Here is a 25,341-nt window from a genome sequence, read left to right on the forward strand (position 1 = left end):
TCCAATATCTCCTTTTTCATGGCATGTGTTATTAAATAATAAATTGCTAATCAACCATTTTTAAATTGTGAAACAGCCATAATAAAATCATCTTCCCATCGCTGCGTTCTGATTGTTCTAGGATGTGGCGCTCTAAGCGTATACTTCGGAAGATCTGGATGATGTAATCTTGAAAAATGTTTCTTTGGCAATCCATTAACATTATCAAAAACCAGATCTCGGTATAAATCACTCAGTCTTTTATCATACTTGTGATTCGTAAAAAATATACATATATCTGGTTTAAGAATACTAACCTCTTCCTTAACGAGATAGTCTAGAGAAGCAATATCTTGTGCAAGTTCCGTGCGATCTGGTGACCCACAATCAACATCAAATCGATTGAGATTTGACCACGCTATAGCATATGGTTCAATATTTAGTGATCTTTCCACCTTCCTAATTACATTCCAAAAAGCACTACTATAATATGATGATCCAAAATTAAATTTTTGATACGTAGCTCTTTGATCTACTATAGAAGGAGATTTATTCCAGCCAAACGTCTCCTGCCCCACAACCATTAGCTTTAATTTCTGAGATGAATAATTACTGATATTTAAAAGAAGTGGTCCATGTAGATTTTTATCTGAATGCTTTTTACTATATTCATTGAGAGCATTAATATTCTTGATGTATAACTGACTAAGTTTATTATTCATTACCTATTCACCATAAAAACTTTAGTTAATAAAATACGAATAATATTTCGTGATTTTATGCCTCAAAAGAAAACAAGTCAATTCACAGATTGCTATATAGCTATACCAAATAGTAACTCTCTAAAGGGAATACAAGGCCGGTGAGTATGCTCTGAACAATCGCAAAACATCACGAACCATGAACCGGACTTAACGATACAGATCTTGGCATCAATGCAATTGAGAAAAGTATAGACACTTATTCAATACTTGTCTTTCCATATTTAAGTAATGATAAGATAAAAAACCTAATAAAAATAAATAAACAGAATATAGTCATACTCCACTACCATTCATTTCACCACCATTTATAGTAAGTCAAAATTGGTTGACTGGTGTATGTCATCCATGCTCATATGCTTGAATAGCTAATTTAAATGAGGTTGTTCACCAAATGCACGAATTTCATCATTTTACGACAGCAATTGGTTTAAAAGGTATTCTGGATTCTGGGCGTATTCTGGCGACTGATACTTATGTTAATGAAGCAATAAAGCTTAAATCAGTTTGCCTTACAACCGATTTATCCCCTGAAGGGCATGGTCTACCTGATGGACGTGAGATTACTGACAAGCAAGCTTTAGTATTCGGCCACAGATGTTTTACTATTAATAATAAGACATACTGTCTAAATCACAGAGAGTTCCGACTAAAAATTAACCCACAAAATTTAGACATTATTGCTGCAGTTGATTTTCATCTAAATGATATGTTTATGATAAAATGCTTGGCAGCCTCAGCATATTATCCTCACGGTGAAGCTGAAGAACAAGTACACTTAGAGGAAATAGCAAGGATGGTAAAAGATCCTACTTTTCTAGGAAAATCTCCTACATGGTATTATTGTTTACAGGATATTCCTTTAGCTTCTTTAGTACTGATTGAAAAACTTTCCATTGATGGGAGTTATCAAACAGTATCTTCGGAATCGATTTATTCTCATTTGAATAAGAATCCCTTCTTACAAGGGTAGATTCATTTTGTTCGGGGGATATGACATCCCCTTTCATTGCACAATCATGGATTTTCATTAATTAACCTCTATCATAAAATATATAATTATTTAAACCATCCATACTGTTATGTCAAATATTAGTCCTTATTTTATTTTTTATACTTGCAAAATAAAAAACCACATCCTGTTTTATGAGATGTGGTTTAAATACTTATAATTTAATATTACATTCTTCGCCTAAACACAACATTGTCAGAGAAGATCGCCTTGCCAGCGACAAACCCAACAGCTGCAATTATCGGTAGGCTGATAGCAGCCCCTGCCATGCCTGTAGACATACCAATCAGTACAGACAAGCCGAAGGACAATAAGATAGCAATAGCAGCATACCAGCTGGGGTAAGCCCCATATAAAACAGTCGCCATGCAGCCAGTACAAACATACACACCGCGCTGGCTCTCTTTCAGGCAAAACGGACACTGGATTGTATTGTTTTCCATAATAGCCCCCTTAAATCGCTTTCCAGCCATTGCTGGTTTTAACAAGATTAATCATGCCATCTTCAGGTTCATTCATGCCCTTGACGCTGGAGAACGCTTTTTTGTCCACCCATGAAGGAACATCCGCCAACCTCCATGTATAAGAAACGCGAACAACTTTCTGATTACCATTTCCCGGTTCGGTCCATTCCTTTATCTCAGCAACTTCCCGATGACCAACACAGGCACCTTTCTCACGGTCCCAAAACTCAACCTCTTGGCCCTTGTCCGTGACTTCCAGAACATCAACACTGCTAAAGCCATTTGCCTGTTGTGAAACAGTGAGCAGCCCTTGTTCAACAAGTCCCTTAAGGATTTCATCACTAGCACTGTATCCGGCAGAATGGTAGCCACGGTTAACCTTAATCGGAAAACCTTTATTGAATACAATGTCGTTGTCCTGCAGGGAGTAGCACAGCTTTGATTGTGATAGTTTCGCGTTGATCGCTTTCTTAAAATCGCCTTTTTCACCGCATCCCGATACAAGAACAGCAAGACCCGCCACGAGTAAAATTTTACGCATAGTGTTATCCCGGAATTAATGATTGATTGTGCCGTTTTTCAGAACAACCAGACGAACTGGCATATCGGCATTGTTGACGGTAGCGAACCCACGGACTTCGAAATTGTTTACCGTTCCGGTGACGCTGACTTTCTGCCCTTTCTTATAAGTAAGAACTGCATCATCAATACCAGAGTAGTAATCCAGCCAGACCATACCGCCGCAGTAACTCGTATCAGAGGTTTTAAATAAAAGGTAATAGTTAGGGGCTGTTTTGGGCATTCCCGTCATCATATCGCTGGCACTTCTGCCCTTCGTAACTTCAAGAACAGTGGCATTGATGATAGAGATCCTTTTGCCTGTCCATTTCTTTTCTGCTGCCATTGCATTTTCTTCATAGTCTTTGCAGACAGCACCAAGGCCAGATACAGACGATACCGGGCCAAGGCTTTGAGTGGTGGCAGTTCCCCCCAGCGCTTTACCTACTGAAGACAACGAAGAACTGATTGCTCCATTAACTGTATTCACGCCATCGTTGAGCTGCTGGCATCCTGTTAGTGCGGCGGCAGACAGCACCAGTGGCATCACTATCCGTAATTTCATATCTATCCCCAATGTGTGGAAACTTTATGTCAAAGACAGCCCTACCCATAGGTTGGTCTCTCTGGGCTGTAAAAAAGCGTTAATCAATTGATAGGATTCAATTTATTTTCCTGTTCGTCATATCGTTTGTATCGATCGAATTCAAATCATTTGATAGGATAAAGCTATCATATGCTTATAATCGATCGATATAAACAATTAAAACACCGATCAATCCACCTCATTTTGATAGCTAAGGACTATCAAATATAAATTATCGATCTTTAATATCGATCAATTGAGAGTGCATATCGTAAGATATGAATCAGGAGAGGCGGCGTAACACGTCGCTCATTCGAATGTTGATGCAGGCAGGGTGAAGAGGATAGTTTCATTCTTGGACAAAGCTAATACGCCCTTCCCATGATTAGATAGTGTTCTCTATTGGTTCTGTTGGGGAAGCAGAGTAATTTATATTTCAAATACCACTTTGCTGGAATCTCACTCAATACAAAAAGGGACTTACGTCAGTATGATTTTTATTTTTTGCTGTTCATAAAACACCACTATTAATATCTCCATTGCAATATTATTTTTTATTTAACCTACCTGACGATTTTTCATCGCCCTTAAGTTAAATTACACTCAAAACCACAGAGACTATTAAAAATAATGAGAAAATACTTCTTATTCGTTTTTCTGTTGATCATTGAATGCCGTTCATTTAATCTTTTTCGAATTGATACATGCTTCATAAAGGATTAAATATGAAAGAAGCTTGGTTATCGTCCTGCACGAAAAACATACAAGACTTTGTTGAACGCTCTACAAGATTACAATCAGATAAACTCATACTAACACTTCAGGAACAGATTGATTTCAGCTACCAGATTAGCTTACGACTTGATTTCCGTACTGAGGCCGAGAAACATAGCCAAGCAGGACGAGTAGCAGCGACAGATAGCACATTGGTTTTTTACAATGCACTCAGATATACAGATGCACTCAAAGCAGAAACCAGCGCGGTACTATCACGTCAAGAGACGTTGCGAGAGGCTCGTGCATTGATACTTTCTCGACCATACGGGCAGGTCCGTCAGGATACCAAGATCTATTCCCACCCTCGCCACGTTTGCCTGACAGAGGACTGCTCTAACTGTAATGGACGAGGACAGATAAACTGTTCACATTGTCATGGTTCTGGTAAAACGACTTGTTCGAGCTGTGGCGGTAATGGTCAAATACTAGCACACCGTAGTCATTATGATCATTACACAAAGCAAATGCGTAGTGAAAGTTACTATCAGCACTGTACTTCTTGCTCTGGCGGTAGAGTTAAATGTAGTTATTGTCATGGTTCAGGTCGCCAACAATGCTCTCCCTGTAAAGGTACAGGAGAAATAACACAGATCACTCAGTTGCACAGTGTGGCAGTGCCAACATACCAGTTAGTGTATTTCAGCCATGACGTACAAACCTTTATCAAAGATGGCCTCTATAAAGCGGGAATACCCAATCTTGCTCAATACGGTGAAGTCGAGTTGCAGTCAGATGGGATTGATGATGAAGCACGTCAGGTAAATTTCCGCTATGACGCTTCAGTTCCATTTGCTCGTTTTAACAGCCCACTACCACAGGCAAATAATCATCAAATTCACTGGATTGTTTACGGAATTAACCCTCATATACTTGATGCGGGTCATGTGATCGAGCTAATGCTTAAAAGTGATTTGGATAATCTTGTCTACAGTACAACAAAAAACAAATTACTCAATCCTCTTATTGCGTCAATCAGTCGAAAAACGATCCATACCTTTATGGAATCAGAAGCACATCAGGATATGCTTGAAGCTAACAGGCGAGGAAAATCCGGTGATATGCTGCGCGAGGCACTCAACAGAGGGTTCACTACAACATATCTTGATGAAGCATTAACCAGCCTCAAGCGAGTCGTAACAGCAATCCAGCGCTGGTCCGTCATTAAGTGGGCCATTATGAGTTCTCTTATAATCTACCTGCTTATGCCAATCTATACAGCTTTTAACCATCACTGGCAGCAAGATACAAAAAATATATATATGACTCCGTTCAGTCGATGGGGAACTCAGCAAGAGCTTTGGGATTCCCTTCAATCGGTAGCACATTATTGTGGATTATTCATCATAATTATGTCTTTGATTATTTCTACAACTGGTTATATTTGGCGACGAAATTGGATTAAAGTTAGATTAGATAAACATTTAGCCAGTTGGAGTATTGATAAAGGTATTTTACGCAGTAGATGGTTCATTAGCTTGATACTAATTAGTGTATTCACATCTGCATTATTAATTTTTAACCCAATATGGATAACGCATGATGATCTACTTTTTGGGAAATACCCTTTTAGTGAACAAGTAAGTTGGATGCTAAAAACGTTATCTATATTGACTAAATAACTATATCTGACAGCCTTAACTTTACGACAAGGTTAAGGCTTTTTAAAAATGACCTTTTATCCATTTCATTCCACGCTAAAACTCTTTATAAAACATTTATCGGTAGAGTTTGTGTATCGATACAACATTAAAGAGTTTTATGTATATTATTTAGATCCCACACGTTTATCAGCTTGAGCCAATAAGATGTATTGATTATTATCCCCTGCAATAATCATAATCATCCAGATCAATTACCTGTGTTATGTGGTGAGTTGAGTTGTTATATAACTTAGCGTCTTCGGTAGCAATGACTCTATTGTTTCTTCGCTAACTTGGCTCAGTTCAGAAATCAATCTTCTGTATGTATTAATCATTCGTTCCTGATCAAACTCATTTGCTGATTCTGATAAGAAGAAATAGTCATAATCTTTGACATGGATATTATCACCACTTTCCAAAGTGAGTTTTATTCCTTGTTCATTCTCTTCAACATTTTTAACTATACAAGTTATAAATGGTATTTTTTCATTTGTATGATAGAGCGTAATAATCTTAATGTTGTTCATCCTTTATTTTCCTTCTTTTTTGTCATTTAATACCATATAAAATTGGTGAAAATCAAATTTAACTTCTGTTAATTAACGCGTTACCTGTTTTATCTTATTCTTTTGAAGAGATATTTATCTTATGAGCTAAAGCTCATGTGCTGACGCACGGCTACGCCCTAACGCTGTAAAATATATTTACCGTTTTAACAATGGTATTTGCTATGTTTGAGGGAAAAGCCAAAAGGATCAATCTCTGTTCTTTTAATTATAATAAGATATATATGATCCTATATATCAAAATAATGTTAGCACTAAAACATATAGCATTTGCTCTTAAACGCATAGGAAAACTATATTCATAGAAGCAGCACTTAGTGATTGCTCAAGACAATCACATTGCTGAAACAGGGTTCACCCCTGTTAATGATGGATTTATCCATAGAGAATAGCGGCGACAGCCGCCAATAAAATAAAGGTAAAACAATTGCAGTATTCCTGAAACACCAGCAGCGCTGCGTGATTGTATGAAACAATCACTTCGCTGCAAATAACTCTCCAGAAACCACATATTTTTACGTAAAACTCTCTGCACATACGGTAAAAGGAAAGCTAGACTCTCTTAACTTCTTACTAATTATTTAATTATAAGCACTGTCCCAGCCCAATAAAATCAAGGCTTCACACCTTTTTTTCCTATGTTTAAACATAGCAGATACCTATGTTTAAACATAGAACCGTCCTATGTTTAAACATAGCGGAATCTATGTTTAAACATAGTTTTTTTAACATATAGCAATGTCATAATAATAAAAGTTCTATTTTATTTATAGTTTTACTATTGACTTTCATTTTTCTGCATAGTATTAAAATAAGAATAATAAAAACTATAAGAGAGAATAATATGAATACTAATGACACTGAACTACTTCGCTTATTTGAAACATTAACCACAGAGCAAAAGATTGATATCGCAAGACACTTGCTACAAAACAAAGATATAAAATCAACCACCGTTATTGCAGCAGAAGAAGATAAAGCGATCTCATTTGCACAGCCTTATGTATTTGCTTTCACTTCTAACTTTCGTGTTTTTTCTGATCTGGACATATCGAAGAATGAATTCCGCGTATTGACTTATATCTTAGAATATATGGAGTTTGGAAACCTAATCAACCTTTCACAATCATCACTCTGTAAAGCGTTGAATATCGCATCCGGTAATATGTCAAACATATTCAAAAAGCTAAAACAAAAAGGTATTCTGGTTGAACATCATGGACACCTGTATATCAACTCTAATATTTTTGCCAAGGGTATGAGTCATCAACTTGATGAGAAACGTAAAGAGCATTTGAGTAATGCTAAAAGCCTCAATGCTGATATTGAACAATATCCAGAGTATTATGCAGATCTTTCACAGAAAGAAAGACGAAACTTATCTTTGGATACTAAAAATAAAGAGATCTACACAGATGCCTTTGTTTTTAGCAAGAAGAAGAAAAATAATGCTGTTCCTAATGCTAAAAACAGTGTCCAGATCGATAAACCAAGAAAAGCATATAAAAGAACAAAAGAAAATGAAGCGGCAAGAAAAGAAGTAGCTGATATCGACATCTATTTAAAAGCTGCATCCTAAAACAGGACAACAATAAGGGAAAAAACATACTTGATAGTTTTTATTCTACGAAAGTAAAAATAAAATATTTAACCCTATCATTAATTTGACACCTTCTCTATATACCTTAATATATAAATATATCCACTCTTTATTAACGAGGTATATATGAGAAAAGTACAATTAGACAACAGTGATTTATTAGCATATTTTAATACGATTGAAGAACTCAAAAATCATCCATCGATGGAGGAATATAGAACTGGATACCGTAAACTACGTGATGATGATGCATTTGCATATGAAATTAATAAATATAGATCTGCATATACTACGCTGCGCAGACTGGATAAGAAGAGACAATCTCTTTTGGGTAGCTTTATTAGTGAGCTTAATCCTATAAGTCACTCAGCAGCTAACACCGCTGCTAAATCATCAGGGAATTTTGATTTAATTAATGACCGAATACTTTACAGGAAAGCCATTGAAGAAAAAAGTGATGCCGAAATCATTGCTCTGGTGATAAAACAACGCACAGAGGCCGCTCTTGAGTTCCAGCGCTCTGTTGAGCTGAGTCTCGAACAGCTTTCTTCTATCTCATTAGATTTTGAGTCATCAAGTCCAAAACGAAGGAAAATGGCTGTTTAAAATCATAAGATCGACTAGCTGGGATACCATCCGTCAATTCCAAACTCAATATTTAATCCGTTTTTACTGGTCCCCTGCTCTTCTACGCTCCAGAATCGTCGAGTTTGATATAGATACCCATCTTCAAATCTGTTCTTGACCTAATTACCCTAATGTTAGATTATGAGCCTAGTCGAAAATTTTTAATCATATAAATGATGCGTGTTGTTCGAGTTAATTTATTTTTTGCAAAAGCTATTTCGAAACCACTATGTCTGTATTTGATCTGATTTTTATAAAAATAGTTAATGATAAAAATCGTCACCACGAGGATAAAAATGAAAACATTCAAAGATGTATTTATAAAAATTGATGATAAATCGATAAAAGATTTTATTTCAAAGGTTACTGATGCCACAAAAAACCACTGGAGTCGAGCATATGAAAGTGAGGAAAACTCAAAATACTTAGGCGAAATTGCTTTTAGCTTTAAACGGTCAGGTGATAACATTTTACCTGATGCTGGTCTAAGCATCTTCCAGAAAGAAAATAATATTTGGTATATTCCTAATGTTGTACCTTTAGAAAAAGGACAGCTAAACTACGAGGAATATAATGCAATAATTACGGATTTCTATAACTCGTGCTTGAAACCAGTTGCACTAGAGTTAAAAATTGATGTTGAAATAACCTCGGATTTCTTAACTGCAGAAGATGTTGTAGGAGATGAAGCTGGAAAGCTATTAAAGCAATTTTCAGCTTTAGCGAATAAATCAACAGGAAGTTCACATCCTAGTGATCAAGAAAGATGGTTTGCATTTATTGTCGAAACATGTAAAAAAGATAAACATGTGAATACTTCTGATCTTGTACGTGTATTATGTGAACAAGGTTGGAGCGAAGATTCAGCACATAAGCTAGTTATAGAGTATGAGTTTGCTAGAGATCTAATCACATACATGGAGCGATGATTCATGTATTTATCAATAAACAAAGTCAAAGATGAATTGTTGAAAGATGAACAACCTGTGTTTTTCTTTGATACATGCTCAATATTAGATATATTAAATTCTATCCATTTATATGGATTGTCAGAATCTTATGCAAGCAACATGCTTGAACTCATCAAAATAAATGGCAAGTCTTGTTGGTTAGTTTCCTGCCAAAACGTTAACGAGGAGTGGATTGATAATATAGATGCTGTTCTTTCTACTATGGAGAAAGAAATAAAAAAGCTAGATCGTAGTATAAGTTCGACAATTAACGTGACTAACTTAGTTTTAAATACCAATTACTCTATGCCACCGAAATTTTCAGGTCTCAGTATATCTAGTAAAATAAAGTCCTTATCAGAATCATTTCTAAACTCTTGTCGGTGTATTGAAAGAACTAATGATCATACGCTAAAAGCAATGCAGAGAGTTCGCAAACTTGAAGCACCAGCTAGAAAAGGAAAACTTGAGCCAAAAGATTGTGAAATTGTTGAATGCTTTTTAGAGTTATGTCAAGAACTACGGGGGGCTGGTTTTAATGAGAAAATCATATTCGTTACTGCGAATAAAGATGATTTTGGGTCACACAATGATCTAAAACCACCACTTGATACTCAATTTTCCTCTCATCAAGCACTATTGATAAATAGTGTTGATCATGTACTTGCAATAGCAAGAGGGCAAGCATAAAAAATATTTAAAGATTAAATTCACTTCTTCTAATCTGGCAGAAACGTTAAAGTTATTATTCTATACAGTTTCTGCCAAGACGTGAGTTACTTTGATTAAGTACAGATTTTCGCTACTGCTTACTTCTCTAATATTATGAATATTAACTTTTCCCCATCAGATATCCAGAAACAGCCTTTTCTCCCTCTCCAAACGTTTTTAGCCTAAAAACCACACGCCCACCTTTTGATTTAGGCCAGAATTTCTGCATACGCTCATCTACACAAACTTCATTTCTTCCTGAAGACATTTTCGTCGCCCTAAATACACACTCACCAAATGCTTTAGGTTGCTTACTTGAAGGCAATCCAACTAACGAGACAATAGCTTTGCTCATTGCAAGTCCTACACCAATATCCAGCGCTGGTAATGAATATCGCTCTGAAAGAGCCATATTAATAATATTACGCGTATCCTCTATTGAATCAATTGCTGCTCGTCTAGCACGATACATAGCATCGGCTCTGTCATCTTCGCTCACTTTAAAAAATGCAAGAATACCATCACCTAAATACTCTGTTACTTGCCCCCCTTCAAATTCTACTGTTTTTGCTAAAGCAGGTAAAAGCGCCGAGGTTTCATAAAATACCCGTTGCAGTTGCGATACTTTAGCTGTCCTTGCAGATATTGCGTTTAATAAGTGTTTTGTTGAGTCGCGCATATCGGCAACGAAAGCAACAAACTCACTAATGATTGTCTCATCTTCAGAGACCCAAGGGTGTCCGGGCAACATTGATGGAACAGCGGCATCTATCGCATATCCTTCCATTCCTAAATTAGCTTTTGCAAGGCTTTCATGAACAACTATTGTTTTCCCACCATTTTCCCAATGCAATTCAGCCCGGTCCAGAGCGGTATTAACAATATCTTTTATCTGATCTTTTTTTGCATTATCCATAATGTTTACTTGATAGTTAAGGAGTAAAGATACAATCCAATACTTAATGATAGCCAGACATAAATAAACTTCGTGCAAATAGCGTATCGGCAGAACTTCATTTCCCTGATATAAGTTAACTTCATCTTTTCATAAATTAACTCATGCATTATCTGCGTTTCATCGGGTAACAGATCAAAAACATCTTTTACCGTGTAGTTTGCCTTTGCTTTTATAAAAGATCCAATAAATGAATACTCAATTTTAAAAATGCCATCACCGTAAAATATTCCTTTCGGTTTTTGCCCATAAATCCCAGAAGTAGGATTTGATATAGAAGTTAATGCTAAAAACAAATACAACACGGACACAATCCAAGAACATATCATTATAATGATGAGCAGCTTACAGATATCATATTGTTTCCACAACAACAAAACAGCGTCAGATATATCTTTCACCAACGTTATTGGCATGAAAGCAACGACAAACAGAAAACCAATTTTAACATCAATCGCCCTAATTGTACTCTGAACATCACTGATAGATTGATAGAGAAACTCTATTTTTTTGTCCATTTTGATCACTATAAAAAGTAATATACACTCAAATGTACTTTCACTATATTCAAAGAGTCATTATACACTAACCTAGCAAAAATAAAAGGGCGAAATAATTAAATCACTAGCGTAAGATGTCATTTTTCATTCCATCTATTTAGATATAGTAGTTAAATACAACCGTTAATTTGTCTTATGTTATAACAATCAACTATTTTATTATGGGAAATATTATTTTATCTTTGAAATTAACCAGTGCCATAAAGATGTGTTTTTACTAGTATATGACGAATTAGCCCATAACGGATTCATCAGTTCGCTTGATAGCAAATATTTATGGTCATCCTCATCAACAACTACAGCATTTAACTTATCAGCTATCTGCAACATCTTACAATAAAGCGCCTCGTCTGGATGCTTAGTCGAAATCCTTCCATCATTCCAATCAAGCCAACGTTCATCGTGTTCACTTTGACCACTCCATATAGCAAAAAACTCCCCATTCTTGCGATCTATTGATAGTTCTTTATCATCATTAACAAGCTGGAGCCATTCCTCACTACTGATTGGATTGCTTGCGCTATCGAACCAATTTTCCGTTCTTATTATATGAAGCTCCCAGCCCATAGACACCTCCGTTGCTTGTTGAAGCTACAATATTATGACTGGCTATCGCCAGTCAATGAGATCCACCGGTGATACACGATCACGCCCCATTATCTCAAGCAACTGTTGTAATCTCTTGGCCCTCAATTTCTGAGCCTTTTTCTCACCAATCTCCTGATAGTATTCTTCCCGGCGCTCCGCGACAACTTGGCGGAACTTCTTCAAAAGCTGTTCCAGTGTTTTCATATCTGTCGTCGCAGCTTCAGCTTGGATTTTTTTATACATATACATAACATGGAATTCATCAATCATATTGGTTATCTCCAGTTCATTACAGGATTATTTCCCTACACACGAGGGAATATTGCCATTTTTCAATACTGATTCACAGTCATTTTTAACTTCCAGTAAATACGCTCCTCAGCACCATCCGGTTTTATGTTTTTCAGTACAAGTTCAATGATATGCTCTTTATGCCAGTATAAAATCGTTTCCTTTAACTTATCCATGTTGATCTCAGATACATCTTTGCCTCTTCCACTTTTAACATAGTCTTCAACTTCACAGGTAATCAACACATCATAAAGTATCTCTGATAACATTTCCCCTGTTAAAATATTCATGGCTGTTTCAGGCTGTTTTTCAGAGATACTATAGATCGTTTCGCAATACCCCTGTAATACATTTGTGATAAAATCTACTACCATTTTATTACTTTCATTTAAAATAATCTCTTTCATACTGATTCCTTTTATTAAGTTAAACATTAGATACATATCGAGAAGGTATTAATACTATTTATTAGATACTATTTTGATGATTACAGAACCATATTCCACATCCATCTCATCATACAGTGTCTCATTTACATAACGATTTAAATCATCTAACAAGGTCTTATCATTCATGATTTCTTCGACAGAGCTACCTCTTAATGCGATAAATATATCCAAGCTCTCTTGGATAAGGTTCATCACTTTAGGTGTTTTTTCACATAACATACTTACGATTACTGTCATATCATTATTCATCTGTTTTTCCTTTTGTTTATAGTTAGCCCCTTCCGGGGCAAGATTAGTTCTTACTTTCTAAAGTTTTCTGAATACCCTACCAGTAAGGCTGCTACTTGTTCAAAGTTGACCTGATTAATATCACCACAGTTTCCTTCTTGCGTGGTAAATCTCTCAAAGTTATTCTGAATATGGTCAATCACATAAATAATAAATGGACTCATAAAATCCGGATCATCCAGATAGTCATTGGCATCTCCATCACCATTCACTTCCATGAACAGATTCCAGCTTGCTGTAAACGATCTACAAGCAAGATCATAAAACAGTTCTGTTGATTTATTTTCAATAACAGTTTCTTTAGACATACTTATATCCTCATAATTAAATGCTTATTTTATTCATTTCGTTTTATATTAGCCCCTTGCGGGGCCGAATAGATGACGACAGCGATTATGTATATAAAATATAGTGACTCATCACATGATGTATCTGCCTCAGGTTGACAAGCACTTCATCAAAATATACGTTTTTAATCGATGCTTTATATTTATGTTTTTTCAAGAACTCATTAAAATCTTTCTTACCATTCTCTATTATTGATTTTAAAACACCCTCCATATAACCATCGTCTTCAAGGTTATGATAGAATCTTTCCCCCATATACTCATGCATACATCGCAAATAGTAGTCATAGTCTTCCCCGCTTTTCAGAACAAAGTATTTTGTATCATCATTGCTAACATTTATTTCTATTTTTTGCACTTTCATTTTCGCTTCCTCTTTTATGTTATTTATTATTTTTGCGTGAATCTGAAATAGTATTTTCAATCCAAGCATCAATCTCACTTTCCACAAAGGCTACAGATCTTGCCCCTATGATTACCTTATCCGGGAATCGGCCTTCCTTAATAAGCTCATACATTGTGGTTCGACTAAATCCGACTCTTCTAAGAACTTCAGGAACACGGATTAATCTTTTACCTGCGATTTCATTTCTCATTTGTTTTTTCCTCTGTTGTTTCAACGAGGACAATAATAGCTAATTCGCTTATGGCGTTTTAGGGATGTTGGCAAAAGACTTTTTCGAAAAAAATGGGGGTAGGTGAACAGAAAAAAAATGGTTGAGGATGGATGTGATCACGTTCGCTCAGGGCGAACGTAACCCTTTTTTACTTATCTTCTTTCTTCTTCTCGTCTTTGACGTGATCTACAATTTTTGTGTCTTTTAATACATTGTTTTCCATCATGTAATCTTCAAACGATTTCAGATAGTTCTCGTCTGTCAGCAACGCCATAGCCAGCGGATAGTCAGTCACCTTAAGCATTCCCTCATCCCTATCCTTCTCGCTGTTCTCATGAAGCAGCGATGACATCAGCGACAGTGAGATTTTGGTATCATTATTATCTGCCCCCCAAAAAATGAGATCCATCATAGGGATGAGTCGATAGTCGATGATTTTTCTCAACGTGCTTTTACCAAAACGATACTTCCGAACAGCCGGATCGTTCATTTTTAGCTGTTTTTTCCATTGGGGAATGAGCACCTTCAGGTGTTCGATGATATCTTCGGTTGAAGCCTCTTGCAGGAAGATATCGACAGTAATTGAGGACAGACTTTTGATGCCGGATTCCTTCAGGTACTCCGACATATATTCAGACTGACTTCTTTGGGATGTTTCAGGATGGGTTCCAATCAGAGTTAAACTTTTCGCATATAATTGTGCGTTGCTCCGGGTTACGGGGACCACTGCGTAAGTTCTGGCAAGCCCATGTCCTTGCGTGGACGTGTCGCCGCTAAAAAAAATTTCACCTCTGAGGATCTTATAGCGGTAATCATCTAATAAAAGTCTGTTCAGAGGCGGTAATGTATCCCGTTTCAGCAACATCTTGTAAGCCAAGATACGCCGCTCAACCTCAACATAGAATTGCTGAAGGGTGAGTTCCTTTATCGCTTCATACCGCTCTACATCAAACCATTCTTCCAATAGTTTCCTGAGTTCACTTCGTTTCATTACTGTGCTGTCCGTTTTACCTTTTTTAGTTGTTTTAACTGACAGAACAACAGGTTGTCCAGTAATGGCGTAGGTCAGCTGAGCTTATTGCTGGTAGGTTCTTAAGATTGGTGTGAAATCATCCGTCGATTACTAAATCTCCGGAGGCTCCCTGCTATCGTATTTCTGCTTTTAAAGGGTTTTGTTGTACAGGAAGGGATGAAGACTGGATAAGTTTTTTGATGAAAAACAGGGATTTTAGATACAAAAAAAGCCCGTTTACACGGGCTTTTGATGCAATACTTTATGCAGTACAAAATCAAAACTAACTCTTAAGTTATTGATTCTGTTAATAAATTGGCGGAAGCGTAGAGATTCGAACTCTAGAACCCTTTCGGGTCGCCGGTTTTCAAGACCGGTGCCTTCAACCGCTCGGCCACGCTTCCAATGAGGCGCACTATAAACATCCCGAACGAACCTGTAAAGCACCAATGTGTTCGTTTGCCTAAAAAACAGCCAAAATGTTGTTAATCGACTTAAATAACAACAAATTGACCGTTTATTCAGCACAAATCCGGGCTGCTGCTGTTTACTGTTTTTTGATGTACATATCTTTGGTGTAGTAGTTTCCCCGGTTATCCGGTGCAAATCCCCCCACCCATGGCTTCACCAGATGGGTACGAACATAGTGGTAAACCGGAATCGCTGGCACATCTTCCCCTAAAAGGTCTTCAGCCTGCTGGTAATATTTGCCTCGCTCCTGGAGCGAAGTTGCTTTCGCCGCATTGTGCATCGCTTCGTCAAAGGCTGGATTACTGTATCGGGTGGTGTTTTCACTATCACCTGTGCGGAAAATATTGAGGAAACTCGACGCATCGTCGTAATCCGCTATCCATGCATAGCGTACGACGTCAAAATTGCCGGTGTGCATGGTATCCAGCATCGTTTTCCATTCCTGGTTCTGCAGTTTTGCCTCAACGCCAAGATTTTTCTTCCACATTGACGAGGCGGCAATCGCGATTCGCTGATGCGTTTCGAAAGTGTTGTAGAGCAGATTTAAGTTAAGCGGATGCTCAGGGCCGTAGCCCGCTTCCGCCAGCAGTTTTTTTGCCTCGGCAATGCGTTTGTCGAGTGGCCATGATGCGTAGTCCGGCGCGTGTAATTTTACCCCGCCAATTTCAGGCTGGCTGATAACCCACGCCGCACGCTGTCCCTGTCCCATCACCTTTTGTGCGATGATGTCCTTATCCAGCGCCATATTCAACGCCCGACGCACGCGTGGGTCGTTAAACGGCGCACGCGTGGTATTAAACTGATAATAATAAGTTGAAAGCTGAGGTGAGACATGGAGTTCATCACCCATCGTCTTTTTCAATTGAGCGAACTGATTGACCGGAACACTAAAAACAATATCGATTTCCCCGGCTTTGTAACGGTTAACGTCTGCAGCCTCTGAACTGATGGGCAAATACGTCACTTTATTAATGACCGTGTGCTGATCGTCCCAGTAATGCGGGTTGCGCACGGCAACAATCCGCTCGTTGACGACCCACTGCGACAACTTATACGCACCACTGCTGACAAAGTGCTCCGGACGAGTCCACTTATCGCCAAAGCGGCCAATCAGCACTTTATCCAGCGGCACCAGCGATGGATGCGCCAGCATCGCTAAAAATGCCGCTGTCGGCTGCGTCAGGGTAATTTCCAGCGTGGTGTCATTCAGCGCCTTGACCCCAAGCGTCGCGGGATCTTTTTTCCCCTGAGCAATATCAACCGCATTTGCGACATGTATATTGCCCAGATAAGAGGCATAGGGTGAGGTAGTTTGCGGTGAAACCAGGCGCTGCCAGCTCCAGACGACATCCTGTGCAGTAATAGCCGATCCATCTGACCAGGTTATGCCTGGGCGTAAATGGAAGGTCCAGACAGTGTTATCTTTATTCTCCCAGGAGGCAGCAAGACGGGGCGCAATAGTGCCATCCAGGTTTACGGCCACCAGCCCATCGAACATATCGCTGATTAAATTAAACTCAACGTTGCTTTCGACTTTATGCGGATCCAGTGAGGCTGGCTCACTGCCGTTGTTTCTGACCAGCTCCTGTTTTTCTGCAAGTAGTGTACCTGCAGGCACATTTGCCGCCCTTGCCGCGCCGTTAATAGACATCAAACAGACAGCCAACAGCGTAAACGTCAATATCTTCGATTTATGTTGAGTCATTCCCTTTACCTTATTGCTCTGTTTTATGTAAACACCGCTGTCACTGTCAGAGAGATTCGGGAATAACGCAATATTTTTCAGTTACCTGGGAGAGGTGGATCTGACATTTTTGCACTTATAGTGCTAACATCTGATTCGGGAGCTTTTGTTGAAATAATATGCTTAAGCCTGGCGTGTTAAAATGCGTAAAGATGGGTAAAACCGCTGTGTCATTCCCCTTGATTTCATTATCCTCCATCATTAATTACATCTGTCATAAGAGAGTGACTCATGGATCGTATTATTAGTTCTTCGCGCGATCGTACATCGCTACTCAGCACACATAAGGTGCTGCGTAATACCTATTTCCTGCTCAGCCTGACGCTGGCGTTTTCAGCGATCACCGCAACTGCCAGTACAGTACTGATGCTGCCATCTCCGGGTCTGATTCTGACGCTGGTTGGTATGTATGGTCTGATGTTCCTGACCTACAAAACGGCAGATAAACCAGTAGGTATTCTGTCTGCTTTCGCTTTCACCGGTTTCCTGGGTTACATCCTGGGACCGATTCTGAACACTTACCTGTCGGCAGGTATGGGTGACGTGATCGGTATGGCACTGGGTGGTACGGCGCTGGTCTTCTTCAGCTGCTCTGCGTATGTTCTGACCACGCGTAAAGACATGTCCTTCCTCGGCGGTATGCTGATGGCAGGTATCGTGGTGGTGCTGATTGGTATGGTTGCGAATATCTTCCTGCAACTGCCAGCGCTGCATCTGGCGATTAGCGCGGTGTTTATCCTGATTTCTTCAGGTGCCATCCTGTTTGAAACCAGCAACATCATCCGTGGTGGTGAAACCAACTACATCCGTGCAACCGTCAGCCTGTATGTATCGCTGTACAACATCTTCGTCAGCCTGCTGAGCATTCTGGGCTTCGCCAGCCGCGATTAAAATGACTACGTACATTATCCAGCCCCGCTTATGCGGGGCTTTCTTTTTTGGTAAACTGCCGCCAGTTTGACTAACGCAGTGAAGAATTATGTTGATCTTTGAAGGTAAAGAAATCAGTACTGATAGCGAAGGCTATTTAAAAGACACAACCGAATGGAGCGAACCGCTGGCAGTTGCCATTGCTGAAAACGAAGGAATTACGCTGTCAGTTGAACACTGGGAAGTAGTGCGCTTTGTGCGCGAGTTTTATCTGGAGTTTAATACCTCCCCCGCTATTCGTATGCTGGTCAAAGCGATGGCCAATAAGTTTGGCGAAGAGAAAGGCAACAGCCGTTATCTCTACCGCCTGTTCCCGAAAGGTCCGGCCAAGCAGGCAACCAAAATTGCCGGTCTGCCAAAACCGGTCAAATGTATTTAATAGCGGATACTAAATCCCGTTAACTCTTCGCCAGGCCGATGCGGTTCGCTGAGGACTCTGTCTACCCTGGCGCTACGCGGGCCCCCGGCTTTTAACCACTTCATCAGTTGTTCCACCCGGTCGCTTTCACCGCAGGCGACAACCTCTACGCTGCCGTCATCCATATTCTTCGAGTAGCCAGTCAATCCCAGCCGTTGCGCTTCATGCTGAGTGGTATAGCGAAACCCCACCCCCTGTACCCGGCCATAGACCCAGGCAATTATGCAGACTTTCGACATTATGGTTCTCCTTATCATCGCGGTGCGCGTTGCAAATACACGTAAAACTCAGGACAATGGCGCCCATTTCTTTGAATTGACAGAATAGTAAATTATGAGTGTACGTTTAGTGTTAGCCAAAGGGCGCGAAAAATCATTACTTCGTCGCCATCCGTGGGTATTTTCCGGTGCCGTCGCACGTATGGAAGGTAAAGCCAACCTCGGTGAAACCATCGATATTGTTGACCATCAGGGTAAATGGTTAGCACGCGGCGCGTACTCACCCGCGTCGCAGATCCGTGCACGCGTCTGGACATTCGACAAGTCTGAATCCATCGATATTGATTTCTTTACCCGCCGTCTGCAACAAGCACAGAAATGGCGAGACTGGCTGGCGAACAAAGATGGTTTGGATAGCTACCGTCTGATCGCCGGCGAATCCGATGGTCTGCCGGGCGTCACCATTGACCGCTTCGGCAACTTCCTGGTATTGCAGTTGCTCAGCGCCGGTGCTGAATATCAACGCGCCGCATTGATTAGCGCCCTGCAGGTTGTCTTCCCGGAGTGCGGAATTTATGACCGTAGCGATGTTGCCGTGCGTAAAAAAGAAGGCATGGAACTGACTCAGGGCCCCGTCACGGGTGAACTGCCGCCAGCTCTACTGCCGATTGAAGAGCACGGGATGAAACTACTGGTTGATATTCAGCACGGACATAAAACCGGTTATTACCTCGATCAGCGTGACAGCCGCCTGGCCACGCGTCGTTACGTGGAAAACAAACGTGTCCTGAACTGTTTCTCTTATACCGGCGGCTTTGCGGTTTCAGCATTAATGGGCGGATGCCGTCAGGTGGTCAGCGTCGACACCTCCCAGGAAGCGCTCGATATTGCCCGCCAGAACGTAGAGCTGAACAAGCTGGATCTGAGCAAAGCTGAGTTTGTGCGTGATGACGTGTTCAAGTTGCTGCGCGCATATCGCGATCGTGGTGAGAAATTTGATGTTATCGTGATGGACCCGCCGAAGTTTGTCGAAAACAAGAGCCAGTTGATGGGCGCCTGCCGTGGCTATAAAGACATCAATATGCTGGCAATTCAGTTGCTGAATCCGGGTGGCGTACTGCTGACATTCTCCTGCTCCGGATTGATGACCACCGATTTATTTCAGAAAATCATCGCCGATGCCGCAATAGATGCCGGGCGTGATGTACAATTTATAGAGCAGTTCCGTCAGGCCGCCGATCATCCTGTGATCGCTACCTACCCGGAAGGGCTGTATCTGAAAGGGTTTGCCTGTCGCATCATGTAACTTGAAAAGTGGAATATTACCCTTACATAGAGGGTATCTATTTCCCGGGAGGTGACTATGATTGCCAGCAAATTCGGTATCGGCCAGCAGGTCCGCCATTCCCTGTTAGGTTACCTCGGAGTGGTCGTGGATATCGACCCGGAATATTCGCTTGATGACCCGTCACCTGATGAGTTGGCGGTTAACGACGAACTTCGCGCCGCTCCCTGGTATCACGTGGTGATGGAAGACGATAATGGCCTGCCAGTACATACGTATCTGGCTGAAGCACAGTTGAGTAGCGAGCTACAGGAAGAACATCCAGAGCAACCATCGATGGATGAACTGGCACGGACAATCCGTAAACAGCTCCAGGCTCCACGCCTGCGCAACTGACAACATTTTATCCGGCCTACGACAAACACAGTTGTAGGCCGGATATACAATGCGCCATCCGGCAACAGTACAACCTTACTTCGCCAGTCCCAGTCTGGGGATTTCAATCGCCGGGCAACGATCCATCACTACCGCCAGGCCCGCATCGCGCGCCAGCACGGCAGCCTGCTCATTAATCACGCCAAGCTGCATCCACAAAGTCTTCGCACCAATAGCAATAGCCTCCTGTGCGACTCCCCATGCTGCTTCTGAGTTTCTAAAGACATCCACCATATCCACTTTCTCTGGTACGTCTGCCAGTGTCGCATAGCCCTGCTGCCCCAGCAGCGTTTTCCCGGCAACTTTAGGAGACACGGGGATAACGTGATAACCCTGATCGAGTAAATACTTCATCACCCGATAGCTCGGGCGATCGGGTTTATCGCTTGCTCCTACCAGCGCAATCGTACGGGTAGATGTCAAAATGCCAGCAATATCGGTCTCTTTCATCGTCTTCCTCCAGGCTGTTTTGCAAAGTGTACGACAAAGCTGACGTCGCAACCATTCATCCCATACTGGCGCATGAGAGCTAAACTAGAAAATATGTCTATATGTTAGTAAACATGATTGTCGAAAAATTTAGATACATCTTATACAGAAATCTTCTGGACAGGAGAACCTTATGAAAACCGGCATTGTGACAGCCCTGATTGCTCTGTTTTTGCCGGTAACCGTTTGTGCGACCTCTTTGCGCCTGTCTAATGATATTGACCTGCTGGTGCTGGACGGAAAAAAGGTGTCCAGCTCTTTACTGCGCGGTGCCGACAGTATTGAGCTGGAGAATGGTCGGCATCAGCTTGTCTTTCGCGTTGAGAAAACGATTCGTCTCTCCAGCCATGAAGAACGTCTGTATATTTCTCCTCCGCTGGTCATCAGTTTTGATACTCAGTTGGTTAGTCAGGTCAATTTTCATCTCCCCCGTCTGAACAACGAACGTGACGCAACGCATTTCGATGAAGCTCCCCGAGTGGAACTATTAGATGGCGATTCCATGCCCATTCCGGTCAAGCTGGATATTTTGTCGATTACCTCATCGGCAAAAATCGTGGATTATGAACTCGAGACTGAACGCTATAACAAATCGTCTAAGCATGCTTCACTCCCACAATTTGCTACTATGATGGCAGATGACAGCGCATTGCTCTCAGGGGTCTCTGAACTGGATCGGGTGCCGCCGCAGTCACAAACACTCACCGAACAGCGTTTGAAATATTGGTTTGGCCAGGCCGATGCGCAAACACGAAGTAATTTTCTGCAATGGGCAGAGAAACAGCCACCCTCATGACGTTTATGTTCACCTACGCATTTTTTTTGTCTTTCTCTTGCAGCGTCAAACGCTTCCAGTACTCTGTAATAAGGTTAACTTGGGAGCTGTACTATGGAACTGACGACTCGCACTTTACCGGCGCGTAAGCATATTGCGCTGGTTGCACATGATCACTGTAAACAGATGCTGATGAGCTGGGTAGAACGCCACCAGCCATTGTTAGAAAAGCATGTCCTCTATGCGACAGGCACGACAGGAAATCTCATTCAACGCGCGACCGGCATGGATGTCAACGCCATGCTTAGCGGTCCAATGGGCGGCGATCAGCAGGTCGGCGCACTGATCTCTGAAGGGAAAATTGATGTGCTGATCTTCTTCTGGGATCCACTCAACGCCGTGCCTCATGATCCGGATGTTAAAGCCCTTCTGCGCCTGGCCACAGTTTGGAATATTCCGGTTGCCACCAACGTATCTACCGCCGATTTTATTATCCAGTCGCCAAACTTCAACGATGCAACGGACATCCTGATCCCGGATTACGCCCGTTATCTGGCAGAGCGCCTCAAATAATCGCCAGACAGGCGGCCGCCGTCGCCGCCTGTTCTTCAGGGTTTTCTCGCTACCGGGACATCCAGTTGTTTTAGTTCATCAACAAAACAGGATGGCGCGTCTTTATTAAACAGCAACCACACCCGATGCCGGGCACGGGTAAGTGCCACGTAGAGCAACCTTCTCTCTTCTGCATCCGGAAAATCCTCGACCATTGGCAGTAATGCTTCTTCCATAATCGACTCACGGGCCGGGGCCGGAAAACCATCGTTGCCATCATGAAGCCCAACGACAATGACATAATCCGCCTGCTGTCCTTTACTGGCATGAATAGTCATAAAGTCCAGCTGTAGTTTGGGCCAGCGGGTCGCTGCTTTCTCAAGACTGGCAGGTTTGAGGTGGTGATATCGCGCCAGCACCAGTATGCGTTCTTCTGCTTTCGCAAAGCCGGATAGCTTATCCAACAGCGCATCCAGCTGACTTTCATCGAGCAGAGTGACGGCTTTCCTGTCGCCTGCTGTCAGGCTATTGAGCGGTTTTTTAAGCTGATGCGGGTTTTGCTGGATAAACCGATTGGCTATTTCGCCAATACGACTATTAAAACGGTATGTCGTATCCAGATCGCAGCGATCGCCCTCACCAAAGTGTTGCCGGAAGGCGGTAGTTAACGAAAGTTGTGCACCACTGAAACGGTAAATGGCCTGCCAGTCATCCCCTACGGCAAATAGCGTGGTCTGTGAGTTTTGCTTGCGCAATGCGGCTAACAGGGCGGCGCGCTGTGGGGAGATATCCTGAAATTCATCAACCAGGATATGCTTCCAGGGGCTGATAAAGCGTCCCTTCTCCAGAATGACAATCGCCTGATGGATCAATCCAGAAAAATCGACGGCATTCTCTTCTTTCAGAGCACTCTTCCAGGCCTTGAGTAACGGCGCCATCAGCTTTATACGTTTGCTGAACAGGTCGCGGATCGCCTCAGGCGCATTGGCGATCATCTCCGCCTGTGCTCCACCATGCATACGCATCAGGCTAACCCAGCGATCCAGACGTGAGGCCAGGCGACGTTGTAATTTTTCATCGTCCCAAAAATTGCCTTCTGGCACGGACCACTGCATCTCTTCTTCCAGCCACTGTCGCCAGCCTTTAGCCTGGGCTTTTTTCTCGCTGCACTGCTGACGCCATGTGGCGATAAAAAGCTTATTTCTGGCGGCAGTATCATTTTCGAGTTTGCTGACTGTCGGAACTTTTTTGCTACCCTGTTGAATAATATGCAACGCCAGTGAATGAAACGTCCGCGCGGTGACGTCTTGCGTATTCAGTCGTTCGCGAATGCGCTCATCCATTTCCTGAGCGGCTTTGCGACCAAACGCCAGCAGCAAGATTTGTTCAGCGGCCGCTTCTCCCCGCGCCAGCAACCAGCCCGCACGCGCAACCAGAACGGATGTTTTGCCACTTCCTGCCCCCGCAAGCACCAATAGCGACTGCTCGCCATTCACCACCGCACGAGCCTGGGCTGGATTCAGCGGTGAAGACTCAATCTTCTGGAAAAACTCGGTATGCTCCGCCAGCATCGCATCGGTGTATGCCTGATTGTGCTGTAAGCGACAGGCTTCAATGTCCTTCAACCATGCCTGGCATTGGTGCAACGCCTCACGGCAATTATCAAATTCTTCCAGTCGGTTGATCGGGAGCGGGAGCGCGGCAAAGGCACGGCGGATCTGCTGCTGCAGCCCTGACGTTTGTTCGCGCGTCAGCCATTTGTTATCACTGGTACGCGCCGCAATCGCATCCAGCTGTTGCTGTAAAACTCCCGCAGCGACGTCGCTCATCTCCTGGCTCCACTGCTGCCAGAGGATGTTCAGATGATGGTGGAAACGTTGGGTTTCCGCCCATTCAGTGCCGTGAAGGCGTACAACTTTATCATCAGAAAGCACAAATTCCAGCTCACCCCATACCAGGCCCCTTTTACAATGGATAGCCAGTAACTGATTGAATGGAATAAGATACTCATGACGGTCGCCAGAGACTTTAATGCCGGCATTGAGAATAACGGCCCGATCGTAAGGGTGTTGCGCCAGACGTTTTCCCAGAGAAGTTGCTTTCAGTTCCATAAGACTTACGCGGATCCACACGAAGAGGTTTGCTTATCAGTGTAACCGCCAGAGAAAACGTGCTCCAGCCCAAAAAAACGTTACAATTGCCAAACTCACAGAAAACCAGAGTTAACCGAGGGTTTATGCGTACTGTTCTGAATATTTTAAATTTTGTGCTTGGGGGATTCGCCACCACCTTAGCCTGGTTACTGGCGACGTTAGTCAGTATCGTGCTTATCTTCACACTACCCTTGACCCGCTCCTGCTGGGAAATCACACGCTTGTCGCTGTTCCCCTACGGTAATGAGGCGATTCACGTTGATGAACTCAACCCGGCGGGTAAAAACGTGCTTCTGAATACCGGCGGTACGCTGCTCAACATTTTCTGGCTGATTTTCTTCGGCTGGTGGCTGTGCCTGATGCATATTGTTTCCGGTATTGCCCAGTGCATTACGATTATTGGTATTCCGGTTGGTATTGCGAACTTTAAAATCGCCGCAATTGCACTCTGGCCCGTTGGTCGTCGCGTGGTTTCAGTCGAAGTTGCCCGTGCCGCACGCGAAGCCAACGCGCGTCGTCGCTTTGAATAATCG

Annotated in this window: 32 protein-coding genes and 1 tRNA gene; 13 read left to right on the top strand and 20 right to left on the bottom strand. The window is 41.9% G+C overall.

The window, feature by feature from the left end:
• Positions 1-50: 50 nt before the first annotated feature.
• The gene (locus HV041_RS12045) at positions 51-701 is read right to left on the bottom strand and encodes a hypothetical protein (protein WP_071444965.1); all 651 of its coding nucleotides are present in this window, start codon (positions 699-701) and stop codon (positions 51-53) included.
• Positions 702-1,134: 433 nt separating this feature from the next.
• On the opposite strand from HV041_RS12045, the gene HV041_RS12050 reads away from it, so the two are divergent.
• Positions 1,135-1,713: a hypothetical protein gene (locus tag HV041_RS12050; RefSeq protein WP_071444966.1), complete on the top strand. Its 579-nt coding sequence runs from the start codon at positions 1,135-1,137 to the stop codon at positions 1,711-1,713.
• 206 nt (positions 1,714-1,919) lie between these two features.
• Here HV041_RS12050 and HV041_RS12055 read toward each other — a convergent pair whose 3' ends face one another.
• From HV041_RS12055 to HV041_RS12065, 3 genes are read right to left on the bottom strand one after another with little or no spacing between them, the layout of a single operon-like run.
• Complete coding sequence (locus tag HV041_RS12055) at positions 1,920-2,195, bottom strand: hypothetical protein (RefSeq protein WP_071444967.1); 276 nt, start codon at positions 2,193-2,195, stop codon at positions 1,920-1,922.
• A 10-nt stretch (positions 2,196-2,205) separates the two neighbouring features.
• Complete coding sequence (locus HV041_RS12060; RefSeq protein WP_071444968.1) at positions 2,206-2,757, bottom strand: lipoprotein; 552 nt, start codon at positions 2,755-2,757, stop codon at positions 2,206-2,208.
• Positions 2,758-2,772: 15 nt separating this feature from the next.
• On the bottom strand, positions 2,773-3,339 hold the full coding sequence (locus HV041_RS12065; RefSeq protein ID WP_071444969.1) for a hypothetical protein: 567 nt from the start codon (positions 3,337-3,339) through the stop codon (positions 2,773-2,775).
• A 746-nt stretch (positions 3,340-4,085) separates the two neighbouring features.
• Between HV041_RS12065 and HV041_RS12070 the strand changes: the two genes are divergently transcribed.
• Positions 4,086-5,756 carry a hypothetical protein gene (locus tag HV041_RS12070; protein ID WP_182294219.1) on the top strand — a complete coding sequence of 557 codons (1,671 nt, stop codon included), beginning with the start codon at positions 4,086-4,088 and terminating at the stop codon, positions 5,754-5,756.
• A gap of 242 nt (positions 5,757-5,998) precedes the next feature.
• Here the strand turns inward: HV041_RS12070 and HV041_RS12075 are convergent, their stop codons facing one another.
• Positions 5,999-6,304, bottom strand: a complete 306-nt coding sequence (locus HV041_RS12075; protein ID WP_071444971.1) for a hypothetical protein — start codon at positions 6,302-6,304, stop codon at positions 5,999-6,001.
• An 883-nt stretch (positions 6,305-7,187) separates the two neighbouring features.
• Between HV041_RS12075 and HV041_RS12080 the strand changes: the two genes are divergently transcribed.
• From HV041_RS12080 to HV041_RS12095, 4 genes are all read left to right on the top strand, one after another.
• Complete coding sequence (locus tag HV041_RS12080) at positions 7,188-7,922, top strand: DNA-binding protein (protein ID WP_071444972.1); 735 nt, start codon at positions 7,188-7,190, stop codon at positions 7,920-7,922.
• 147 nt (positions 7,923-8,069) lie between these two features.
• Positions 8,070-8,549: a DUF4756 family protein gene (locus tag HV041_RS12085; RefSeq protein ID WP_071444973.1), complete on the top strand. Its 480-nt coding sequence runs from the start codon at positions 8,070-8,072 to the stop codon at positions 8,547-8,549.
• A gap of 317 nt (positions 8,550-8,866) precedes the next feature.
• Positions 8,867-9,499, top strand: a complete 633-nt coding sequence (locus HV041_RS12090) for a hypothetical protein (protein WP_071444974.1) — start codon at positions 8,867-8,869, stop codon at positions 9,497-9,499.
• Positions 9,500-9,502: 3 nt separating this feature from the next.
• Positions 9,503-10,210 (top strand): PIN domain-containing protein, encoded by a 708-nt coding sequence (locus HV041_RS12095; RefSeq protein WP_081364661.1) that lies wholly within the window; start codon positions 9,503-9,505, stop codon positions 10,208-10,210.
• 142 nt (positions 10,211-10,352) lie between these two features.
• Here the strand turns inward: HV041_RS12095 and HV041_RS12100 are convergent, their stop codons facing one another.
• The 12 genes from HV041_RS12100 to HV041_RS12155 all read right to left on the bottom strand — a co-directional run bounded on the left by HV041_RS12100 (position 10,353) and on the right by HV041_RS12155 (position 17,514).
• Positions 10,353-11,147 (bottom strand): adenylate/guanylate cyclase, encoded by a 795-nt coding sequence (locus tag HV041_RS12100; RefSeq protein ID WP_071444975.1) that lies wholly within the window; start codon positions 11,145-11,147, stop codon positions 10,353-10,355.
• Between the two features lie 5 nt (positions 11,148-11,152).
• The gene (locus tag HV041_RS12105; protein ID WP_071445268.1) at positions 11,153-11,704 is read right to left on the bottom strand and encodes a hypothetical protein; all 552 of its coding nucleotides are present in this window, start codon (positions 11,702-11,704) and stop codon (positions 11,153-11,155) included.
• Between the two features lie 213 nt (positions 11,705-11,917).
• A complete protein-coding gene (locus tag HV041_RS12110) occupies positions 11,918-12,313 on the bottom strand; it encodes a hypothetical protein (protein WP_071444976.1) in 396 nt (131 codons plus the stop codon).
• Positions 12,314-12,355: 42 nt separating this feature from the next.
• On the bottom strand, positions 12,356-12,604 hold the full coding sequence (locus HV041_RS12115) for a DNA-binding protein (protein ID WP_071444977.1): 249 nt from the start codon (positions 12,602-12,604) through the stop codon (positions 12,356-12,358).
• Between the two features lie 62 nt (positions 12,605-12,666).
• Positions 12,667-13,032, bottom strand: coding sequence for a hypothetical protein (locus tag HV041_RS12120; RefSeq protein ID WP_182294220.1), 366 nt, complete (start codon positions 13,030-13,032; stop codon positions 12,667-12,669).
• 54 nt (positions 13,033-13,086) lie between these two features.
• The gene (locus HV041_RS12125; RefSeq protein WP_032667113.1) at positions 13,087-13,323 is read right to left on the bottom strand and encodes a hypothetical protein; all 237 of its coding nucleotides are present in this window, start codon (positions 13,321-13,323) and stop codon (positions 13,087-13,089) included.
• 50 nt (positions 13,324-13,373) lie between these two features.
• Positions 13,374-13,670, bottom strand: a complete 297-nt coding sequence (locus HV041_RS12130) for a hypothetical protein (protein ID WP_016243654.1) — start codon at positions 13,668-13,670, stop codon at positions 13,374-13,376.
• An 85-nt stretch (positions 13,671-13,755) separates the two neighbouring features.
• Positions 13,756-14,073 (bottom strand): hypothetical protein, encoded by a 318-nt coding sequence (locus tag HV041_RS12135; RefSeq protein WP_032667204.1) that lies wholly within the window; start codon positions 14,071-14,073, stop codon positions 13,756-13,758.
• A gap of 19 nt (positions 14,074-14,092) precedes the next feature.
• Positions 14,093-14,305, bottom strand: coding sequence for an AlpA family transcriptional regulator (locus HV041_RS12140; protein WP_016243656.1), 213 nt, complete (start codon positions 14,303-14,305; stop codon positions 14,093-14,095).
• A 169-nt stretch (positions 14,306-14,474) separates the two neighbouring features.
• Positions 14,475-15,317 carry a DUF6387 family protein gene (locus HV041_RS12145; RefSeq protein WP_032667114.1) on the bottom strand — a complete coding sequence of 281 codons (843 nt, stop codon included), beginning with the start codon at positions 15,315-15,317 and terminating at the stop codon, positions 14,475-14,477.
• Positions 15,318-15,654: 337 nt separating this feature from the next.
• Positions 15,655-15,742: transfer RNA gene (locus HV041_RS12150), tRNA-Ser, on the bottom strand.
• Positions 15,743-15,885: 143 nt separating this feature from the next.
• Positions 15,886-17,514 (bottom strand): ABC transporter substrate-binding protein, encoded by a 1,629-nt coding sequence (locus HV041_RS12155; RefSeq protein ID WP_121584430.1) that lies wholly within the window; start codon positions 17,512-17,514, stop codon positions 15,886-15,888.
• Positions 17,515-17,784: 270 nt separating this feature from the next.
• Between HV041_RS12155 and yccA the strand changes: the two genes are divergently transcribed.
• Entirely contained in the window at positions 17,785-18,444 is a 660-nt protein-coding gene (gene yccA, locus HV041_RS12160) for an FtsH protease modulator YccA (RefSeq protein WP_003035917.1), read from the top strand.
• Between the two features lie 88 nt (positions 18,445-18,532).
• Entirely contained in the window at positions 18,533-18,862 is a 330-nt protein-coding gene (gene tusE, locus HV041_RS12165; RefSeq protein ID WP_048212102.1) for a sulfurtransferase TusE, read from the top strand.
• Here tusE and yccX read toward each other — a convergent pair.
• Positions 18,859-19,140 carry an acylphosphatase gene (yccX, locus tag HV041_RS12170; protein WP_101742817.1) on the bottom strand — a complete coding sequence of 94 codons (282 nt, stop codon included), beginning with the start codon at positions 19,138-19,140 and terminating at the stop codon, positions 18,859-18,861. The genes tusE and yccX overlap by 4 nt on opposite strands.
• Positions 19,141-19,234: 94 nt before the next feature.
• Between yccX and rlmI the strand changes: the two genes are divergently transcribed.
• Positions 19,235-20,425, top strand: a complete 1,191-nt coding sequence (gene rlmI, locus HV041_RS12175; RefSeq protein WP_121584429.1) for a 23S rRNA (cytosine(1962)-C(5))-methyltransferase RlmI — start codon at positions 19,235-19,237, stop codon at positions 20,423-20,425.
• 57 nt (positions 20,426-20,482) lie between these two features.
• Entirely contained in the window at positions 20,483-20,800 is a 318-nt protein-coding gene (gene hspQ, locus HV041_RS12180; protein WP_005123508.1) for a heat shock protein HspQ, read from the top strand.
• 75 nt (positions 20,801-20,875) lie between these two features.
• On the opposite strand, the gene HV041_RS12185 is transcribed toward hspQ, so the two are convergent.
• Entirely contained in the window at positions 20,876-21,289 is a 414-nt protein-coding gene (locus HV041_RS12185; protein WP_006685217.1) for a CoA-binding protein, read from the bottom strand.
• Between the two features lie 172 nt (positions 21,290-21,461).
• Here HV041_RS12185 and HV041_RS12190 point away from each other — a divergent pair, with 172 nt between their 5' ends.
• Both HV041_RS12190 and mgsA read left to right on the top strand, forming a co-directional pair.
• Complete coding sequence (locus HV041_RS12190) at positions 21,462-22,124, top strand: DUF2057 family protein (RefSeq protein WP_048212105.1); 663 nt, start codon at positions 21,462-21,464, stop codon at positions 22,122-22,124.
• Between the two features lie 93 nt (positions 22,125-22,217).
• Entirely contained in the window at positions 22,218-22,676 is a 459-nt protein-coding gene (gene mgsA, locus HV041_RS12195) for a methylglyoxal synthase (protein WP_048212106.1), read from the top strand.
• A 35-nt stretch (positions 22,677-22,711) separates the two neighbouring features.
• On the opposite strand, the gene helD is transcribed toward mgsA, so the two are convergent.
• Entirely contained in the window at positions 22,712-24,766 is a 2,055-nt protein-coding gene (gene helD / locus HV041_RS12200) for a DNA helicase IV (protein ID WP_165712319.1), read from the bottom strand.
• Between the two features lie 125 nt (positions 24,767-24,891).
• Here helD and HV041_RS12205 point away from each other — a divergent pair, with 125 nt between their 5' ends.
• Positions 24,892-25,338, top strand: a complete 447-nt coding sequence (locus tag HV041_RS12205) for a YccF domain-containing protein (RefSeq protein ID WP_005123514.1) — start codon at positions 24,892-24,894, stop codon at positions 25,336-25,338.
• Positions 25,339-25,341 lie beyond the last annotated feature (3 nt).

This window comes from Citrobacter sp. RHBSTW-00029, assembly GCF_014104295.1.
Taxonomy (GTDB): Bacteria; Pseudomonadota; Gammaproteobacteria; order Enterobacterales; family Enterobacteriaceae; genus Citrobacter; species Citrobacter youngae.

Excerpts from the sequence above, each read along its gene's own strand:
- HV041_RS12100 (WP_071444975.1), bottom strand. The coding sequence starts at position 11,147 with ATGGATAATGCAAAAAAAGATCAGATAAAAGATATTGTTAATACCGCT.
- hspQ (WP_005123508.1), top strand. The coding sequence starts at position 20,483 with ATGATTGCCAGCAAATTCGGTATCGGCCAGCAGGTCCGCCATTCCCTG.
- HV041_RS12050 (WP_071444966.1), top strand. The coding sequence starts at position 1,135 with ATGCACGAATTTCATCATTTTACGACAGCAATTGGTTTAAAAGGTATT.
- HV041_RS12185 (WP_006685217.1), bottom strand. The coding sequence starts at position 21,289 with ATGAAAGAGACCGATATTGCTGGCATTTTGACATCTACCCGTACGATT.
- HV041_RS12105 (WP_071445268.1), bottom strand. The coding sequence starts at position 11,704 with ATGGACAAAAAAATAGAGTTTCTCTATCAATCTATCAGTGATGTTCAG.
- HV041_RS12055 (WP_071444967.1), bottom strand. The coding sequence starts at position 2,195 with ATGGAAAACAATACAATCCAGTGTCCGTTTTGCCTGAAAGAGAGCCAG.
- HV041_RS12155 (WP_121584430.1), bottom strand. The coding sequence starts at position 17,514 with ATGACTCAACATAAATCGAAGATATTGACGTTTACGCTGTTGGCTGTC.
- HV041_RS12075 (WP_071444971.1), bottom strand. The coding sequence starts at position 6,304 with ATGAACAACATTAAGATTATTACGCTCTATCATACAAATGAAAAAATA.
- HV041_RS12095 (WP_081364661.1), top strand. The coding sequence starts at position 9,503 with ATGTATTTATCAATAAACAAAGTCAAAGATGAATTGTTGAAAGATGAA.
- HV041_RS12135 (WP_032667204.1), bottom strand. The coding sequence starts at position 14,073 with ATGAAAGTGCAAAAAATAGAAATAAATGTTAGCAATGATGATACAAAA.
- HV041_RS12190 (WP_048212105.1), top strand. The coding sequence starts at position 21,462 with ATGAAAACCGGCATTGTGACAGCCCTGATTGCTCTGTTTTTGCCGGTA.
- HV041_RS12145 (WP_032667114.1), bottom strand. The coding sequence starts at position 15,317 with ATGAAACGAAGTGAACTCAGGAAACTATTGGAAGAATGGTTTGATGTA.
- helD (WP_165712319.1), bottom strand. The coding sequence starts at position 24,766 with ATGGAACTGAAAGCAACTTCTCTGGGAAAACGTCTGGCGCAACACCCT.
- HV041_RS12205 (WP_005123514.1), top strand. The coding sequence starts at position 24,892 with ATGCGTACTGTTCTGAATATTTTAAATTTTGTGCTTGGGGGATTCGCC.
- HV041_RS12140 (WP_016243656.1), bottom strand. The coding sequence starts at position 14,305 with ATGAGAAATGAAATCGCAGGTAAAAGATTAATCCGTGTTCCTGAAGTT.
- HV041_RS12125 (WP_032667113.1), bottom strand. The coding sequence starts at position 13,323 with ATGAATAATGATATGACAGTAATCGTAAGTATGTTATGTGAAAAAACA.
- HV041_RS12045 (WP_071444965.1), bottom strand. The coding sequence starts at position 701 with ATGAATAATAAACTTAGTCAGTTATACATCAAGAATATTAATGCTCTC.
- HV041_RS12115 (WP_071444977.1), bottom strand. The coding sequence starts at position 12,604 with ATGATTGATGAATTCCATGTTATGTATATGTATAAAAAAATCCAAGCT.
- yccA (WP_003035917.1), top strand. The coding sequence starts at position 17,785 with ATGGATCGTATTATTAGTTCTTCGCGCGATCGTACATCGCTACTCAGC.
- HV041_RS12065 (WP_071444969.1), bottom strand. The coding sequence starts at position 3,339 with ATGAAATTACGGATAGTGATGCCACTGGTGCTGTCTGCCGCCGCACTA.
- yccX (WP_101742817.1), bottom strand. The coding sequence starts at position 19,140 with ATGTCGAAAGTCTGCATAATTGCCTGGGTCTATGGCCGGGTACAGGGG.
- rlmI (WP_121584429.1), top strand. The coding sequence starts at position 19,235 with ATGAGTGTACGTTTAGTGTTAGCCAAAGGGCGCGAAAAATCATTACTT.
- HV041_RS12090 (WP_071444974.1), top strand. The coding sequence starts at position 8,867 with ATGAAAACATTCAAAGATGTATTTATAAAAATTGATGATAAATCGATA.
- HV041_RS12130 (WP_016243654.1), bottom strand. The coding sequence starts at position 13,670 with ATGTCTAAAGAAACTGTTATTGAAAATAAATCAACAGAACTGTTTTAT.
- tusE (WP_048212102.1), top strand. The coding sequence starts at position 18,533 with ATGTTGATCTTTGAAGGTAAAGAAATCAGTACTGATAGCGAAGGCTAT.
- HV041_RS12080 (WP_071444972.1), top strand. The coding sequence starts at position 7,188 with ATGAATACTAATGACACTGAACTACTTCGCTTATTTGAAACATTAACC.
- HV041_RS12060 (WP_071444968.1), bottom strand. The coding sequence starts at position 2,757 with ATGCGTAAAATTTTACTCGTGGCGGGTCTTGCTGTTCTTGTATCGGGA.
- HV041_RS12110 (WP_071444976.1), bottom strand. The coding sequence starts at position 12,313 with ATGGGCTGGGAGCTTCATATAATAAGAACGGAAAATTGGTTCGATAGC.
- HV041_RS12120 (WP_182294220.1), bottom strand. The coding sequence starts at position 13,032 with ATGAAAGAGATTATTTTAAATGAAAGTAATAAAATGGTAGTAGATTTT.
- HV041_RS12085 (WP_071444973.1), top strand. The coding sequence starts at position 8,070 with ATGAGAAAAGTACAATTAGACAACAGTGATTTATTAGCATATTTTAAT.
- HV041_RS12070 (WP_182294219.1), top strand. The coding sequence starts at position 4,086 with ATGAAAGAAGCTTGGTTATCGTCCTGCACGAAAAACATACAAGACTTT.
- mgsA (WP_048212106.1), top strand. The coding sequence starts at position 22,218 with ATGGAACTGACGACTCGCACTTTACCGGCGCGTAAGCATATTGCGCTG.